This window comes from Roseovarius sp. MBR-154 (assembly GCF_053628595.1).
The window spans coordinates 40,023-57,590 of the sequence record NZ_JBRJGR010000017.1; the positions used below are offsets into that span (position 1 = coordinate 40,023).

The following is a 17,568-nucleotide window of genomic DNA, read 5'->3' on the forward strand; positions in this document are numbered from 1 at the left end:
GCATGGCCCGGTACCGGTCGATCGACGAGATCCTCGCGGAGGAGGACGAGCTGGGGCTTCTGGACGTGAAGATCCGGCCCCGGGCCGCCCGGGCCCCGGAGCGGGAGCGGGACGCGCAGCTGGTCGAGGAGGCGAACCGGTTCTTTGACCGGCACGGCCGAGTCCCGAGCCCGGAAGCGCCCGACCATGAGGAGATGCGCCTCGGGATCATCTGGGCGAAGCTGGCCCGGAAAGGGCCCGACGAGGAGCTCGCGGAGCTCGACCGGAACGGGCTCCTGTCCGGGGAGGCGTTCGATCTGCGGCCTGAGCCCGCCGCCCCAGAACGTGACTGGCGGGACGAGCCGGACGATGATGAGGTCCCGACCTCTCTGGACGACATCTTCGACGATGATGAGCTGGAGGTCTCGGACGCCTTCACGACGATCAATCATGTGACCCCGGCGGAGGACCGGCTGGTCCCGGATCACCGGGCAGAGTTCTACCCCTGTCACGATTTCGACCGGTTCCGGGAGATGTTCGAGCGTGCCCAAGCCGCGCTCGAGGCTGGGGAGCGGGAGGTGCGCCCGATCAACCACAACGAGGAGGTCCGGGTCGATGAGGGATCCCTCTTTATCCGCAAGGGGCTCCTGACCTACGTGGCGGAGAAGGCGGAGATGACAGCGCGGGCCGGCAAGCGCGACCATAGACTACGGATCATCTTCTCAAACGGGACCGAGAGCGATCCACTCCTGTCCTCCTTCCGCAAGGCGCTGGCGGATGATCCCACCGCGCGCGCGGTCCATCGGCACGGGCTCGGCCCGCTGGACCCGGAGTACGAGGTGGACCGGCTCGACCTGACCGGGACCGTTTACGTGGTGCGCAGTCGGTCCAAGGAGCCCCAGATCGCTGAGGTACGGGACATCCTCCTCAAGATAGGGGTCACCACACAGGAGGTTAGGCGCCGGGTGGCGGACGCCCGCAACGACCCGACCTTCCTGCTCGCCCCGGTTGAGTTGGTCGCGACTTATGATCTGGTGAACCTGTCATGGCGCAAGGTGGAACAGCTCCTGCACCGGTTCTTTGACGCGGCCCGGCCGCGCGACCTGTGGATCACGGACCGGTTCGGCCGTAAGGTTTATCCCCGCGAGTGGTTTTACGTGCTGCCCGAGCACGTGAGCCGGGCCGTGCAAGCGATCAAAGACGGGACCCTGCATGAACTGGAGTATGACCCGGAGACCCAGCATATCCGGAGTAAAATCGACAAGTGAACATAAAGATAGCTTCTAGTTAAAGTCCTCACGAAATCAGCCGCTCTGACAAGCTGCGCAGGCAACTCAGATCGAGCCTCGAAGAACACGCGTCGAGAGCCAGCAATTCGTGGCCAAGATACTGATGGAACTTTTCCGATACAAGGTTTCCAGCGCCAGCGAAGATGTCGCACGCAGCTCCTGCTGAAACCCCTCCAAGCACCGCTCGAAGATTTGGAGATTCATCCCCGGCTTCGACGAGCAAGAAGCCGTCGTGCTGCTCGACTGAAAACCCCTCACTTCTAAGTGCGAGCGCCAAGGTTGATGTCTTCACCGTCCCAACCCGCGTTGCGATGATCGATGTGTGCTCCCCGAGACTACGGATGTTCATGGTTTGAAACCCGAGTTGGTCATAATTGGCCCGCGCTTCTTCCAGCAACACTAGGGAAACGGAGTCCATGTAGGCCGGACTGGCATCTCCCTCGAGCACGGCGAACATCCGCTCAATCACCTTGTCATGAATGTCACCTGCATCGCCGCCAAAGACGGGAGGCACACCGGCCTTCGCGGGTTTGACGACGATGACCTTTTCACGATCATGGATTTCTTGAACAACCCAACGACGCCCCGAAAATATCAGCAACATACCTGGGGCAAGGATATTGTCGACCGGCAGGGTGCCAAGGTCCCGCCCATCAGCCACCAGTCGGAATTCCTCAGGCGTCTGGAACACCGCGTAGAAACTATAATGCTCGACTAGCCTTTCGCCCGTCGGCCCCAACAGTAAGAGCCCGCTTCCGGACTGTTCGATCAAACCGGTTTCAGGATGGCCAATCGCACGCAGCACATCCGCGAAAACTTCGGTCGTGACCTTTCCAAAGGGGCCCTCGCGGCACAGGACGCTGTAGACCACACTTGCAGACGCACCGCCACGCTGCGCAATGACCGAAAGTATCTGATGAACGAGCGTCGAAAGATGAAGCGCCTGGGGTTTTGGCGGTTCGCACCAGCCTTCCAGCAACAGGTCTATCATCGCGATAGACCGGATCAAGCCGAGGCGAAGGCGATCAACGAAACTGCTCTCCGGCGTCAACTTGGCTTCGACAGCGTACTGCCTGAGTATGGCTGGTTGTCCTTCGCGCCGGCCTGACCGGCCGAGCCGTTGTCGCAGCGCGGCGACGCTGAATGGCGCGCCGATTTGGGCCACACAGGTCACGTCACCGATGTCGATTCCAAGCTCAAGCGTCGACGTGCATACTGCAGTTGTCGGTTTCGCAGGATCCTTGAGGCGGCGCTCCACGAAGTCACGGTGTTCGCGGGAGAGGCTCGCGTGGTGGGGATAGAATTCCTGCGGCAGGTGTTCTTTTTCACAAAGCTCCCGCAAACGATCTGCGTAGATCTCGACCCGTTGGCGCGCACCGGCAAAAACTAGGTTGTCGCTTCCTCGAAGGTGCTTGAACAGATGGGCTGCGATTGCGTCCGTTGCGGATGGGCTGTTTTCATCCTCATCGCCTGATACGTAACCGCGAAGCTGGAGCTTCAGTTCGGCCTCGCCGCCTTCTGCTTCGATGAGCTGGACAGAGCTTGCAGCGTCAGGGCGAAGATAGGCCTTGGCGAGATCCATGTCGCCAAGAGTGGCTGACAGACCTATGCGTCGGATCGGGCGCTTTATCGCGAGCTCAAGCCTTGTGAGCAGTGAACGAAGCTGGACACCACGTTCGCTATCAAGAACCGTGTGCAACTCGTCGATCACAACCGCCCGCGTGGCCCCAAACAGGCGGGCAATTTCCAAACCGCGACGAATGAAAAGTGCCTCAAGGGATTCTGGGGTTATAAGCAGGATCCCTTTTGGAGATTTCAACGCACGCGTCTTGATCGATTGCGAGACATCCCCATGCCAGGGAACAACCGGAAGCTCGGCTTCCTGACAAATGCCCTCCAGCCGCATGGCCTGATCCGTGATCAACGCTTTCAGCGGGCCGATGTAGAGCAGGTCGAAGCCGGTGCCGTCGAACGGCTTGTCAAGCACCTGTGAAATCAACGGCAGGAACGCCGCCTCGGTCTTTCCGCCTGCTGTCGATGCCGCAACGATCAAATCTGCATTGGCCTCGCAGATCGTCTTTATGGATCGCGCCTGGATGTCGCGAAGCTCGCGCCATCCTTGCTGGCGTATCCATTTCTGCACAGGCCTCGCCAGTTTGTCGAACGCACTGCTCATCGGCGTCAAAGCTTGAAGCTGATCAGATCATCGCCACCGGGGTCTTGATCACCAGTCGACTCGTCTACCTCGGTCAAGTCTTCGCCGAGGTCTTCGGAGACCTCGATTTTTTCGATCAGATCGCTCCATTCGACACCGGGGTTTTGCTCTAGCACGGAAAGCAGGTTCACGAAGGCCGTCACCGTATTGCGCGGCGTTCGGAAGTAGGCTTCGCCGATCCGATCCGAACAATGGGCCATGAAGGCCTCGAGCGCGTCGTCCGGCAAAGCACCGGCGTCGTCCTGCATGATCCGCCGGACATTGGCCAGAAGAACGAAAAGGTCCTCCGGGGTCAGGCTGGACAGCCTGACAACAGGCCCTGACAGGTCGACCAATCCGTCTCGCGCGAAAGTGTTCTCGGCCAAACGCGACTGGAGGGCTTCGTAGCTGTAGAGCCCGCGACGGGTATTCATCATGAACTCCGGTGTCCCGCCCATGAGGAAGCCGAGGTTCTCGGCACTGCCTTGCAGCACATCGTTCAGGATCCGGAGGATCTGTTCGTAGTTTGCATTGCGGGCTTGCGATGAGGTGAGCTTGTAGAGATTCACCATCTCGTCGAGGCCGACGAGCAATCCTTTGTAACCGGCCTCGCACACGAATGCCGACATCAGCTTCAGATGGTCATAGACACTGGAATCGTCGACGATCGTACGGACACCGAGCGCCTTGCGAGCGTCGGTACGTGTCGCGAATTCACCACGTAGCCACCTCAAGGCCGCGGATTTCAGCTCGTCGTCCCCGGTCTCATGGCCTTCCCAATATCGACGGATGACTTCAGCGAACTCAAACCCCCCGGTAAGTTCTTCGAAGTGGCCAAGGCGTTCACGAATGACAGACCCCGTGGGTACATCGCGTTCCTCAGCATCTCGGTGAGCCTGGCTGACGAAACGCTCCACCACGCTGGCCAATGCCCCACCATCGGGTTTTGTCCGCGTCGACAGGTTTCGAGCCATCTCGGCATAAAGCCCTCGAGCTTGCCCACCCGTAGCATGAATGCGCCGGTCGGGCGCCAGGTCCGCGAACATCACGACCAGGCCCTTCTCTAGGGCAACGAGGCGGATCAGGTTCATGAAGAACGTCTTGCCGGAACCGTATTCGCCGATGATGAACCGGATGGCCGAGCCGCCATCGGATATCCGGTCCATGTCTTTGACGAGCTCTTCAATTTCCCGGACGCGGCCGACCTGGATATGACGCAAGCCGAGCTTGGGAACGACCCCTGCCCGAAGCGCCTGCACGATTGCATCGCGTTCACGTGGTTTCAACTTCGACATCCCTGCCCTCCGCATTCATCTTTTCTTTTAACGCCTCTGCAATGTCCGGAGACACATCATATCCATCATACTCGTCGAGAAGCGCTTCATCGTAAGTCTCAAAGGCCCATTCATTCATGACTTCCAAAGCCCCGGACGCCATCAAACCATGCGAGGCACAGATATTTTCGAACTCGGCTTCAGACCAATGCTCACGATCAATCAGGTCTAGAACAAGGGCGCCGTGTTTCGGATCAAGTGCTGCCAACTGGCTTTGGTTGGCAGTCGCGGAGACACCGCTTTCTTCCTCTTCGACATCGAAAATCTGTCCTAGGACCGACGACACGCGCTCGGTGTCCGAACGGATCGCCGCGATCCGCGAAGCATCAAGTTTGGGGCCGCTGGCTTTTTCAGGTTCGGGTATCGCTTCGCCTGGGCGACCCGGTTGCGAGGCACGAACAGTGCGGGGACCATCTACGACTTCGCCAGCATGCAGGTCCGAGTAGGCAAGCGCAGGGTCAAGGCCCAAAGCTTTGTAGACTTTCTCGATGCTCGCGACTTCGTCGGAGTGAATAATCCCGTCGGCATGTGCTGCACCAATCAGCGCTGCGCGGATGGCAGCCTGGCTATCTTGCCCGACCTCCTTCAGTTTTCTCCGCAGAAGCGTCATGTCCGGTGGCACAGCGAGGAACCATTCAAGGTTTGCACGCAGTCTGCGGCGTTCCTGATCGCTCAGGCCCGCGGCAGAAACTTGATTTTCCAGCGCCCTGCGTTCAGGCTCCGCGACGCGGCCATCCGCATGTGCGACGAACGACCCAAGTGCCAATTCCATCAAGGAGCGTCGATAGCTGTCGGAAACGTCCTCCAGTCTTTCGATGGGTTCGCCCAGTCTGAACAGCACCACAGGCTCTTCCGCCTTGGGCGATCGCAGCGCAAACCGAGGGTCGGGCGCCAGACCGAAACCAAGGCGAGCGAGCGCGTCGGCAGCTCCGGTCATCTGCCGTTTCCCGATCTTCTCGTTTGTTTCTCCCTCCAGACGTTCAATCACTTCGTCAAGCGGCACCAATCCGCCCCGATCGACGATATCGCTTGCCCACGATTTCAAGCGGTCCATTTCCTCCGATGGGAAGGATTGCCACAGTTCAGAGGGCAGCAAGGCATGGGCCTCCACGCTTCCGCGGCCATCAGGATTTCGACCCAAGAAGCGACTGAGCTTGTCGAGGTCGTTCATCACCTCGTTAGCCAACTCTTGGGCAATCTCGACCGGCTTGCGCAAGCCAGAGATATCCGGGACGGACTTGCCATCCATAGTTGGGTTAGCGGACCCCTGAAACTCGCTGGAAGCGGCCCGATAGGATGCCGTGAGTGATTTCCGGGGTTTGGTAACTTTGAGTCCGTTAGGAAAACGCCGATCAAACCGCATTCGGAAAAGAGCGGCGAACTCGTCACGGCACCGCGTTGCAGGAGTTCTCAGATTTGTTTCCGGATGGCAGATGAACCAACTCAGCAACCAGTCAGCTGTCAGGTTCTCGCCTTTGTCGATCCGGGCGCCAATTGCGTACTTCAGTGAGAACGGGAGTTCCCAGCCCTGCTTCTCAAAAATCGGCTCTATAGCGTCGAGGTCTGTTTCGGCAAGCATCGCAATGTCGAGGAACTCACCCAGATAGCGTCTTACCGAGTGGTTGTCAGGGTAAAGTGACTGCAGCCGCCGCACTTCCTGCACGATATCCTTGGCATCTTCGTTAGACTGATCGACGAAGAAGCGACGCTCCAACCCGTAAAAATACAGGAACATGTAGCCGGGGTTGTAGGAGGCATCGTTTCGCCCGCTGGCCAGCCAGTCTAGGTAGGTCGCCCGGCACTGGGGTGAGATGTCCGAGTATCCCGGCCAATATGGCATACCCTCACCAACTTTGTCAGCTCCAGAGCGCGCAACCGACAGCGACGGATCGATATAGGCTCGGCACTTGTCACGATACCCGTAGGTGTTCAGTAAGGGAGGCGTGCCGACATAGACCATCCCGCCGATGTTACGGCCGGCCACGTTAGCTGTTTCGCTAGACGGGACCCACCCGCTTTTCGTTGATCGGGTCGCTGTGCTCGATGCCACCCGCGAGGGCTGCTTTCGTTCAGCAGCCGCCGCAAGAGCTGACGCCTCAGACTTTCCAGCGCGAACGATCTTAGCGTAGTCCTGCTTTGGTGGGGAATAGGCATGAACGGCAGCCGGTGCTTTGGAAACATTGGCTTCGCGAGTTCGTTCGCGCTCGCGCTCTATACGATTTTCGTAGCCACTTGGGCGCGCAACCGGCTCAGGTCGGGATGTTCGGGTTTCGGAACTTCCCTCGGCTTGCGCTTTTGTAGCGACTTTCCTGGACCGTCGCTTTTCTTGCCACCAGATCAGAATGACGGGAACACCAAACGCAAACAACATCTGAGCGCCCACCGGCCAACCCTGAAGCATTGTGGTCACCACAACCATGCACAAGAAGAAGTACAGGACGAGAAAGAATGTAATTCGGAAAAACTTGAGTATTGAAGACATTATCGGAACCCTCTCCAAACCACACTATTTTGCACAGCCATCTTTGCAACGACTAACGTTACGGTTGAAGTATTTCCCAGACTTTATGCCTAGTTGGGGTGATCGCCAAATGCATGTGTTCAGGCCATCGAGAACACACGCCCACCCCAGTGACCACAACCGGAACGGCCGAGATGAAGCGTTGCCACGACCATGCGCCGGCTGGTCGGACTGGCTCCGGAGGAGACTGCGCGGCCCGCGGCACGTCGCAGGGTGAAGTGGCGTTTCAGCTCGGGGAGGACGGCTGCGTGCAGCCAACCGACTAGGGCGCGGTCCTGACCAAAGGGCAGGAGGGGCCAAGAACATCAAGCGAGGACGAACGAGGGAGAAATAGCATCCGCAGTCGCTATGACCCACGTGGTGGAAATTGACGGCAACTCTCAACGAGCAAGACGCCAGCCTTTTCGTCTTATCCGGTCACGATAAGTTGGGCCGCTATGGTGACCGGTAGGCGGCGAGCGACGTAATACTCACAACGGGTTCGGAGAGGCCGCACATCTTTTCTAACGCGCACCAACTGCGCGCGATGGAAAACATGATCCACGACGGGTCCCAAGGCAACCGGTATCGGGCAACCTTGCACCACTAGCCACGCAAATTCATGCGAAAGGTTTTCTCGATGCGGCTCATATCAGAATGCTCGACACCCGCCAGCTCAGCGAACTCTTGCCACTTCGCGACCGCGTCCACGATGTCCTCGATTGCCTGGTTCGCCTTGTTGGATTTCAGCCCCACGTTCGAAGCAAATACCATGAGGTCGCCATGGGTAAAATCGTTTCGCTTTCCCGCCAAGCTCATCTGGTGATCGCGGGTCCATGAGCCAGAAGGATTGTAGGAATAGGCCATGTCATAGGCGGGAGACAGTCGCCAGGCACCGGACCGGTCCATGAGGAAGGAGATATTCTTGACGTGGTCATCCTGGTTGCGGGCGACAACGTTGAAGACTGCACGCTTGTACTGCTGTTCTACGACATCCATCCCGAGCCCAAGATCCCTGATTGTCAAGACGGCCTGCTCGTAGGAATAAGATGCCGGGTCGTTGAAATCGAAATGCTGCATCGCGCCTAGCGATTGCATGTGGCGCTTTCGCCCCCGTTCGTCCCGGTCGAACCGACGTGTCATGAAGTGGCTTCGGCCGCCCTCGTGGTGAAGCCTGCATTCCGACATGTCGATGCCCGCTTCGGTCGCCATCAGGTAATATGCGTACTCGATCTTTCCAAAGCCTTGCGGGTCGGCGAGCTCTTTGTCGCGGTTGTTGGACACTCCGTCGAACTTCAATAGCCAATGCTCGTACCCCTCGTCGACTTTGACTTGCCCTGACTTGAACTCACCGGTGTCTCGGTTCCAGGCGAGTACAGCCTTGGCGCGCGCGCCACCCGCCGAGGTCCCGACGCTCAAGATATCTTCCAGCGCCTCGGCGTCGTCTTCACCCCCCAGCCTACCTGCAAGGTTCTCACGCTCGCTTAGTACCCTGTTTGCCAGATCCACCAACTGGGCCACTTCGAGTTTTTTTGACCGGGTCGCCTTGCGGACCGTCGGCTCGAACTCCAGTGCCCCGATCCCGCGGTTACCGATGTAACAAAGCCGATCCACGGGGCTGAACCGGTCCACGCTTCGCCCCGTTTCCGCAAGCCACGCATCAATCAGCCGGTTGCCGAACTTGTCCGGCAACGCGTCGGCCAGCATGCCGGGTAACCCTTTGAACGTTTCTTTCGGAAGGGCGGGAAACTCGTAGGGTGCTTCCCGAACTGGCATCTTCAGGGGCGCAACCTCAATACCCGCGCCCACAAAGGCCGGATCATATTGAAAGATGCCGAGTGCGCGTGCCTCATCCCAACTCACGGCACCGATGCGCCGACCCCACAATACTATGCTCGCGTCAGTCATCTACGTCATCACCCCAGGTCCATGTTGATTTTTTGGAGCGTTCCGATACAGGACTCGCTCTCCTGCGCTCCTTCCCCTTCTGCGAGACGCGTTCGATTGGCCTGATATCTCCCTCTGGTAACGCAGAGAGTATTGCCTCTTCTAGATCGAGCGCGGTGGCGACGCGAAGAAAGGTGTCTAGGGTCGAAGGGTCCCCCGCTTCAAGGCGGCGCAGGGTGCGTACTCCGATGCCGGCCTTCTCGGCGAGGTCAGTTTGGGTCACGTTGCGCGCGAGGCGCAAGCGCGCGAGACGTTGCCCGATTTCTTGTTCGATTTGCTGAGATGTCGCCATTTTACTCTAAAGGCCGCAAGATGCCGATTACTCCAGATAATTTGCTAATGTCGGTCATATATGGCCTTTTGTGGTGATTCTTGTCAATGGGTCTTAAGTGGCCCCTTGGGGCGTCAAACCTTCATTAGGGGGCCATATATGGCCTTTTGCTGCAAAGTTCGGATATCATTGTAGCAAGTTATTGGGGACACGGACCCAAGCGAACTCGAAGATTCTCGTGGACCCGCCAGCATAGGCCGCGAGAAGCGTGGCATCGTCGGACGCAACGGCCCGCGTCAAACTTGCGGCCGGGTGCTGCCAGTTCTCCACGGAAAGCACCATATGCCCATGACAAATGTGATGGTAGATACTGTGACGCCCAAATCGATCGCACTCAGCGCTTCACGGCCATCCAGAATCCCATTGCACCCAACTTATCTGTTGGGTACTTGGCCACAACAAATAAGTTGGGTATAATGAGGCATGACCATGAACGGAATCACCCTGAACGAAAAAGAAGCGCGGGAAACGCGTGCCCGGATTTCTCGTCTCTCTGAGGCACTCCACTCGGAGCGCGCGATGGAGCCGGTTGTGGCCGGCCTGCCGCCGGAGGTGGTTTCTCAAGTCTCGCGCATGATGAAGGCCGAGCGCGCGCGCCTGACCCAAGCGGTCGAGGCATACGAAGAGGCCAAGGACACCCAACGACCCACCGCCCTAAAGGAACTGGTTAACCGCGACCTTGGCCTGATGCTCATAGTAGCGCGGATCGCCAACGGCTTCTCTCAGAAGGACCTAGCATGGCGCCTCGGCGTAAAGGAGCAACAGGTTCAGCGTTGGGAGGCTGAGCGTTATGCCCCGATCAGCCTCAAGAACTATCATCGCGTGGCGGCGCTGCTAGGAGTGCGGCCTTGGGCTGACATGCCCGACCAACCGGAGCTCCGCGGACTGGACAAGGTCATCGACGGGGTGTCGAAGGCCGAGATCAAGAAAATCCTCAAACATGGGCGCGAGAACGGCTGGTTCGCCGAAGACTTCACCGAGGCGGAGCTGCGTCGCTACATCGCCGAGAACCGGATCGACTTTGGAAGCCCTGGGCTTTTAAGAACTGGCCTCAACGTGGTGGATCACACTGAAGACGTCATGCTTCACGCTTGGCGTGCTAGAGTCACCGCCAGGGCGCGGGAGGCTTTCGCGGGCGTTGAGGACGTTCACGAGCCGCTTGAACTCAAGTGGATGCCGGAAATGGTCCGTATGAGCAACGAGCCCGGCGCGCCACTCCGGGCGGTGGAAGTGCTCGCAAATCGCGGCATCATCTTGATCGTGGAGCCGCAGGTCCCCGGCCTCAAGATCGACGGCGCTGCGTTCATCGTGGACGGAAGGCCGGTCATCGGAATGACTTTGCGGACCGACACTGTGGACAACTTTTGGTTCACGCTGATGCACGAACTTGCCCATGTTACGCTTCACTTCTCCACCGGGCTGGCCGTAGGCTTCTACGATCAGACGGATCAAGAGACATCGGTCGATGAACAGGAGGAGGAAGCCAACCGCTTCGCTTCCAACTTGCTCATCCCGGAAGAACGTTGGCGGCGCTCTACCGCCCGAATTGCGAAGTCGGCTGCGGTCATCGAGCGTTTCGCCAACGAGCTAGGTATCCATCCGGCGATTGTGTTCGGGCGGATACGGAAGGAACGGGGGGAGTGGTCCCTGTTCACAAATAAGATCGGGAGGAACACCGTGAAGAAGCTGTTTGTGGGCGAAGCCCAGAAAGGAAAGAGTGATGCTCCCATACTACCCGGCCCTAAGGGCTAAGCCCGGCGAGTTCGCGGCCTGCGGCAGGCTGGCCCCCCGTTATCAGGGGTACGTTTGCCCGCGCTTCGTGGTGCCGCCTCCCACCGAGTCCGACCCCGAAAAGGGGCGCGTACCCACGCTGGACGAAATCGCCCACATAATGGGGGAGCGCCTCGGAAAGAGCTGGCCCCACCGGCGTGCGTTCCTCGACCCGCAACTGGCGGCGGCGGCCCTCGGCGACGAAGGAGTGGCTACGCTCTTCCGCATCGCCAGGGCGGTAAACTCCCGCCTGCTTCCAGTCCTGACGATCGCCGATCTGACCAACCCGGCCCGCCAGGCGCTCATTCGGGACGGCGACGTCAGGACGGGCATCTACATGGACTTCGAGGAGGTTGATCCGGCTACCTTGGTCGAGGCGGTGAAGAAGGCCGGCCCCCGGCCGGAACACTGCGTCCTCTTCGTGGATTTCACCGGAGCCCCCCTCGGTGCCGACTTCGCGCCTGCTATCGGCGAAATTTTTGATCAACTGGACGGCGCGGCGCGGTGGAACAAAATAGTCTACCAAGCGTCGGCGTACCCGGACAAATTGCCGGTCGGCGCCAACGAACGCACGTTGATCGCCAGGGCAGAGTGGACCACCTTCCTGGAGGCACTCAAGGAGACTGGCGTCCAACCGGATCGGTTGGGTTACGGCGACTTCGGTGCCGATTGTGGGCGGATGGTATTCCCGAAGGGCAAGGGCGGCGGAAGGCCGAGGCCGCACCTGCGTTACACCGGCAAGACCCATACCTTGGTGGTTAGGGGCAGCGACTCGGGAACTTTCACGCCAACGATGCGCAACGTCTGCAAGCAGATCGTCGAGAGCAAGGAGTACTGCGGAAGGAGCTTCTCCCCCGCAGACGACCGTATCTGGCGAAACGCGAAAGGGCTGACCGATACTTGCGGCGACGCGACTAGCTGGCGAGAACTGAACACCGCACACCACCTGGTCAGGATCGTCAGGGACCTGGGTGCCATGTCGAGCATCGAGTTCGAAGAAGATGCTGTCGCAGAGTACTCGGAGCAGGACAGCTTTTTCTAGCTCAGCGCTGCACTTAAGCATCCTGATAGGTCCCGTCGGCCGCAGCCGTCACGACCTCATCCTCGGCCATCCATCCGTTGGAGATCAGAAACCTGCGGACCGCGTCGGGGGCCTCGGAATAGAGCACAAGCGCGAGGCTCTCTTCAGCCCGCGTGCAGGTAACGTATAGCAAACGGCGGGTGCGCTCGATCGTGGTTTCTTCGCCCTGATCCGCCTTTTTCTGAGAGGCCGGGGACAGGCGCTTTACGTCAAACAGCGTCTCGTAGGAGGCAAGGCCCTTGAAGCGTGTGTGGGCGTCATCAGCGATCACCATGACCCGTGGAAATTCGAGCCCTTTGACCCCCTGGTGGGTGCCAAAGGGGCTGCGATCTTCGACATAGGCGAGGTAGCGCGCCACCTGGGAAAACGGGGCATCAAGCGCTTGCGTCCAGGCCTCGGTGATGGTGGGTTCAGTGGGTGGTGTGTCCTCGGGCGTGGTCAGGTCCAGCTCGTCAAACAAGGGATCAAGCTCGGCAAGGATATCAGCCATGTCCTGGGCAACCGGATTTTCGTCAGGCAAACAGGGCCGAAGCTGGTCAGGGATAGGGAACAACCGGTGCTCGGCCACGACGGCCAACACGTCGGCACAACTCGGGTCCCGTTCGTCCTTGAATAGCGTCATCAGCGCTGCGACGCCCGCCCGCGCCGCGTCGAGGCCAGTAGCCTGGCTCCCGCGCCCCGCCCGGATACCTCTCTTATCGACCAGCGGTGAGCCGTCGCGCAGCACTGCCATCGCAGCAAAGGTATCCCCATTCCTTTGTGCCGTCACCAAAGGCAAGATCCGGTGGGTGAAAAGCCGCATCGCGGGCAACGTGCCATCGCGAAACCCGTCCTTGAGCTTGTCGGGTTTGCTCAATGGCTCAAACAGTTCACTAAAACCAAGACGCGCGGCGGCCATGTGACGCTCGATCGTAAGTGTTTTGATCGCCTCCGCGTTCTGCCACGCGGGGTCTCCCGTGATGCGGGCCATGTCCGTACAAGCGAAGGCTTCGAAGGCTCCGCGATCCGTGCTCTCACTTGGCGCAAGAAAAACACGCACAGTGCCACCCGGTTTATCTTCGCGCGCCCGCTGCTGGCGGCCATCGTCATCACGCCGTATCGAATTCGCCAGGTCCACGATCCGCTTGCGGCTGCGGTGGTTCATCTGTTTGGCCGGTTGCGCAAAATCCCCCACTCTCTGGTCAAGATCGCGCAAACCATCAGTATAAATGCGCTGCATCGTGTCCCCGAGCAGCCCTAGGACGATGCGACCGCGATGGCGCGCTTCGAAGGTCAAGAGCGCCTCCATCAACGGTTTCATCGTGTCCTGACTCTCATCGATTAGGATGAACGGGTAGCGCGCCAGAACGATGTTCTGAAACGTCTCGCTTTCGGTCAGGAAATGCGCGGCGAGCGCAATGACTTCGGTATGTTGCAGCGCTTCGCGGCCGAAATTGTCCCCCTCGGGCGCATAGGTGAAGGCGCGGATTTCAGCGAGGCGCTCCAGACGCTTCGTCTTGGAGGCCATCTTCTTCTCGCGTTTGTCATGGGCGTCGGTGCCCGCACGGCCCTTCGCATGGGCTGCCTGGATCTCGGCAATTTCTGTCCGCAGGTTGCTCTCTAGCCAGCCCCGAATATCCGCCGTGCGCCCCTCGATGAGCGACCAAGCGAAGCTGTGGATGGTCTGTACCTGAAACACCGGATCGGCCTTGACGCGGCGTGTGATCTCATCTGCGGCGGCGTTGGTATAGGTGATGACGGCGATCTTGCGGCTGTGTTTGCGCAAGGTGGTCAGGGTCTGTGTGTCCAATCCCTCAAGTGCCTCCTTGAGAGATCGCGTCTTTCCAGATCCCGCCCCGGCAAAGAGAAAGAAGCTGCGCGGCTGACCAAGGGACAGGCACGCGCGAATCGTCGCGTCAGCGCCCGCGTCGCGGGTAGCGTCGGTCACGTCTGTCACGCCGCGCCCTCCACGCCCTTCAGCTGGCCCGCGAGCCAGGTAAGGCCGGTGTTGATATAGGGCGGCGCGCGCAACACTTTGATGTCTTTGATGTACAGAAGATCCAGTGCGAAGGCGGCCTTTTCCGGTCTTTTTGCCAACCTTTCAAAGAGCGCCTTGGCGAGGTCTTCAGGAGCCTGAGCCTCAGCGATGGATTTGGCAAAGGCACGGGTCATGAGGCAGGAGAACTCTGTTCCTGCGGCGTCCGTCACGGCTTTCGGGTTAGTCAGGACCAGAGCATCCTCGAAGGTGCTGGGCGTGACGCTCGTGGACACCGAGCCAAGTGTCACTTTTTGCGGGGTTTGATAGCTGACGGCGATGGGGCGGTCAGGGGCCGTGTGACACAGAGCAGTGGGGGAAGAGCCTAACAGCTCATCGATCTCTGCCAGCTTGGGGAGCCAGGTCTTTAGCACGTGGTTGGCTGTGGTTTGAGCAGCCCCGCAGGAAGGCTGGACCGATTCTTTGACGACCTTCCCGCCTTTGTCGACCTCTGCCACCGCGTCGAGATCGGTGATGATCAGCGTCGGCACCTCCAGCGCCTCGATCAGAGGCCGCAGCCTATGCGCGTGACTGCCCCCCAGCTCTAAAAAGGATAGATAGGCTGCAGCCAAATCAGGGTAGTGATGTTGGATCAGATGCGGCAGCAGAATTCGCTCCGCAGCACCCTCGATCACGATGATGGCGTCGGCAAAGAATAGATCAAAATGTGTGCTCAGCAGATAGCGCGTCACGAAGCGATGGGTTTCATTGTCCGCACCAAAGAGCCCAGTCATATTCGCCACACTGGCCGTGGGCACAACTCCGTGACTTGGCAGCTCGCGCTTGAAGTAACGCAGCTCCTCAAACGCGGCGGCGTGTGCAATATGGCCCGAATGGGTGCTCACGACCAGCTGAGTGGTAAAGGCCGAGCCCTCCTGCTCCAGATCTTTATGGTTGCGCAGCACCTTGTGGGCCCTAGCCATAAAGACCTGCTGTACCTGAACATGCAGATGCGCCTCCGGTTCCTCGATTAGCACCAGTTGCAGAGGTTCGATACCTTTGTCGTCTGGGGTCACTAACTGTGATTTGAACTTGCCTACTTGCATCCAGTCATCCCGGAAACGCATTAGCTGAAACACCATGGAGATCAGGTTCTGGAAGCCGAGGCCATTGTAGCTTTCAGGCAACTTCACCCCGGAAGTGTCGCCCGAGATATCGTATTGCACCGCAGCCGGGTGATCGAGCCCGTCAACCGGTTTGATCTGCGTGGCTATGAAGAGTTTCGGATTGTTCAGCCCGCCGGGGTAGCCGAGACTTTCCAGTTCCTTGATAGCATCAGCGAAACCATCCTTGAGCCGGGCATTAAAGGTGGTTTCGGCATCATGGATTGCCTCGAGCGCTTTGACGTCGTTCGGCGTGGGGTCCTTTTCGGGGTCGATATGTTTACGGAAATAGGGCTGAATCTGGCTGGCAATCTTGCGGCTAGTTGCGTTCGTCGGTTCATCGTCGTCACCATTACTGTCCCCTGCGTCTGCGAAACCGCGTTGCGCGTTGATCTCACGAATGTGGATGAGTCCAGCAAAGGGATTCGAACCGATCCCCTCCGACAAGGCCGGCAGGGCATGCGGCTCAACCGGCCCTGTCGTGGTGAAGCTCATGGGATCCAGAAGATGGGCGTTAAGCTCGAATAGGTCCCTCAGGCGCTTGTCTAGAAATTCTCGAAAGCCACGTGGCCAAAGCGCGAACCCTTTGGCCGTTGCGCCGCCGGGTTGCAGCGTCTGAGCGGCCTCTCGTGCGGCCAGGTACTGCGCCTTGATGTCCGCCCCCTTCTTTGGCTCCAAGCGTAGGCGCACGCCCAGCAAGCCACCAGTCCAGGTCAGTGTTGGGATCAGGTGCGCGACATGGTGCAGCTCTGACGTGTCAGCATGGAGCCAGACGTCAATGAACGGAAGCTGGGCCAGGAGCGGGCTGAGATCCACCTCGACCTCCTGTGTCCAGGCTCCCGCGATCTGTTCAATTGCGGCCCAGTTTGAGGCTGTCACATCACGCGTGTCGATACCGCCGCGATCCTTAAGGAATTTGCGCAGCGCCTTCATGGCCGATGTTTTGCCGCTGTTGTTGGCCCCGACGAGCAGTGTCTGCTTGTCCGACATATCCAGACGGGCGCGCCGCAATTTGCGAAAATTGAAAACTTCAATGCGTGTGAGCTTCATAGTATTGGTGTCCCCCTCGCAGAGAATGCTGCGATAGTTTCTCTATATATACTCGTCCTGCGGGTGTGTAGCCGTACTCAACCGTCAGGGTTCTCCCAGTATTCACTGTCTGGCTATTCGCTTCGCAGATTCACAGGAGATGCTGTGGAAATCGCATGCTGGGTTTTGGGCCTCTCATCGGCCGTGAGGCGGAACGCCGGAGGCCTTGCCGCTAATAAATGGAAGAGACTTCGGTCAGAAATAGTGAAACGATTATCGCTTTGTAATCGCGTGACTTTCTTGGCACGCAGATGAATCGGTGCACCGCAAATGAAACGATAAGCAGAACGGCGGACTTCACCCTCTGCATCGGCAGCTGGTTACCCGAAATCGACTTGTGGTGCTTCGTCGACAACCCCCGCATCCGCCAACTGCTCCCGATCCGGAAGGTCGCGAAGGCTCTCTAACCCGAACGCCACGAGAAACTGCTCGGTCGTCACAAATGTATAGGGAGCCCCTCGCCGGGGCGACCTTGGCCCAGTCCCGATCAGGTTGCGTGCATGCAGCCGCCCGATCAGATCGCGACTAATCTCCTTTCCGAAGATATCCTTGAGCCCGTCGCGCGTGATCGGCTGGTGATAGGCGATGGCCGCCAGGACCGCGACGTCGAATTCACTCAGGTCCAGCAGTTGATCCCCGACATCTGCCGCCGCGCGGATCGCGGGGGCGTAGGTGGCGCGCGTGCGGAACATCCAGCCGCCAGCAACCTGGGCGATCTCGAAGGCCCGCCCCTCCAGATCGGCGGCAAGGTCCTCGACCAGCAAATCGACCGAGGCCCCCTGCCCCACGACCCGGGCCAGATCCTCGCGCGGGACCGGCGAGGCCGAGGCAAACAACACCGCCTCGATCCGGCGCATCCATTCCCGCCAGCGCAGATCGGCTGGTAGGTCGGACAACTCGCGATCAAGCTCCGGCTCAGATCTGTCCTTCACCATCG

11 protein-coding genes are annotated in these 17,568 nt (G+C 59.3%); 3 read left to right on the plus strand and 8 right to left on the minus strand.

All coding sequences use genetic code 11. The annotated features are described in order from the left end of the window. The first annotated feature begins 2 nt into the window (after positions 1 to 2). Positions 3 to 1,247 carry a GIY-YIG nuclease family protein gene (locus ACSSV4_RS17270; RefSeq protein WP_454276328.1) on the plus strand — a complete coding sequence of 415 codons (1,245 nt, stop codon included), beginning with the start codon at positions 3 to 5 and terminating at the stop codon, positions 1,245 to 1,247. 28 nt (positions 1,248 to 1,275) lie between these two features. Here ACSSV4_RS17270 and ACSSV4_RS17275 read toward each other — a convergent pair whose 3' ends face one another. The 5 genes from ACSSV4_RS17275 to ACSSV4_RS17295 form a co-directional block, all read right to left on the minus strand. After that, a complete protein-coding gene (locus tag ACSSV4_RS17275) occupies positions 1,276 to 3,444 on the minus strand; it encodes a DEAD/DEAH box helicase (protein ID WP_454276329.1) in 2,169 nt (722 codons plus the stop codon). A 5-nt stretch (positions 3,445 to 3,449) separates the two neighbouring features. Beyond that, complete coding sequence (locus tag ACSSV4_RS17280; protein ID WP_454276330.1) at positions 3,450 to 4,757, minus strand: ATP-binding protein; 1,308 nt, start codon at positions 4,755 to 4,757, stop codon at positions 3,450 to 3,452. After that, a complete protein-coding gene (locus ACSSV4_RS17285) occupies positions 4,735 to 7,215 on the minus strand; it encodes a TerB N-terminal domain-containing protein (RefSeq protein WP_454276331.1) in 2,481 nt (826 codons plus the stop codon). The genes ACSSV4_RS17280 and ACSSV4_RS17285 overlap by 23 nt, the downstream gene beginning before the upstream one ends. A gap of 687 nt (positions 7,216 to 7,902) precedes the next feature. After that, the gene (locus tag ACSSV4_RS17290) at positions 7,903 to 9,204 is read right to left on the minus strand and encodes a type II toxin-antitoxin system HipA family toxin (RefSeq protein ID WP_454276332.1); all 1,302 of its coding nucleotides are present in this window, start codon (positions 9,202 to 9,204) and stop codon (positions 7,903 to 7,905) included. After that, positions 9,197 to 9,535, minus strand: a complete 339-nt coding sequence (locus tag ACSSV4_RS17295) for a helix-turn-helix domain-containing protein (protein ID WP_454276333.1) — start codon at positions 9,533 to 9,535, stop codon at positions 9,197 to 9,199. Before ACSSV4_RS17295 ends, ACSSV4_RS17290 begins: the two co-directional genes overlap by 8 nt. 468 nt (positions 9,536 to 10,003) lie before the next feature. Here ACSSV4_RS17295 and ACSSV4_RS17300 point away from each other — a divergent pair, with 468 nt between their 5' ends. Both ACSSV4_RS17300 and ACSSV4_RS17305 read left to right on the plus strand, forming a co-directional pair. Then, complete coding sequence (locus tag ACSSV4_RS17300; RefSeq protein WP_454276334.1) at positions 10,004 to 11,326, plus strand: ImmA/IrrE family metallo-endopeptidase; 1,323 nt, start codon at positions 10,004 to 10,006, stop codon at positions 11,324 to 11,326. Beyond that, positions 11,295 to 12,386, plus strand: coding sequence for a beta family protein (locus ACSSV4_RS17305; RefSeq protein ID WP_454276335.1), 1,092 nt, complete (start codon positions 11,295 to 11,297; stop codon positions 12,384 to 12,386). The genes ACSSV4_RS17300 and ACSSV4_RS17305 overlap by 32 nt, the downstream gene beginning before the upstream one ends. Before the next feature lie 13 nt (positions 12,387 to 12,399). On the opposite strand, the gene ACSSV4_RS17310 is transcribed toward ACSSV4_RS17305, so the two are convergent. The 3 genes from ACSSV4_RS17310 to scpB form a co-directional block, all read right to left on the minus strand. Continuing rightward, positions 12,400 to 14,361 (minus strand): UvrD-helicase domain-containing protein, encoded by a 1,962-nt coding sequence (locus ACSSV4_RS17310; protein ID WP_454276336.1) that lies wholly within the window; start codon positions 14,359 to 14,361, stop codon positions 12,400 to 12,402. Next, positions 14,358 to 16,592: an ATP-dependent nuclease gene (locus ACSSV4_RS17315; protein ID WP_454276337.1), complete on the minus strand. Its 2,235-nt coding sequence runs from the start codon at positions 16,590 to 16,592 to the stop codon at positions 14,358 to 14,360. Before ACSSV4_RS17315 ends, ACSSV4_RS17310 begins: the two co-directional genes overlap by 4 nt. Before the next feature lie 359 nt (positions 16,593 to 16,951). Beyond that, positions 16,952 to 17,566, minus strand: a complete 615-nt coding sequence (gene scpB, locus ACSSV4_RS17320; RefSeq protein ID WP_454276338.1) for an SMC-Scp complex subunit ScpB — start codon at positions 17,564 to 17,566, stop codon at positions 16,952 to 16,954. Positions 17,567 to 17,568 lie beyond the last annotated feature (2 nt).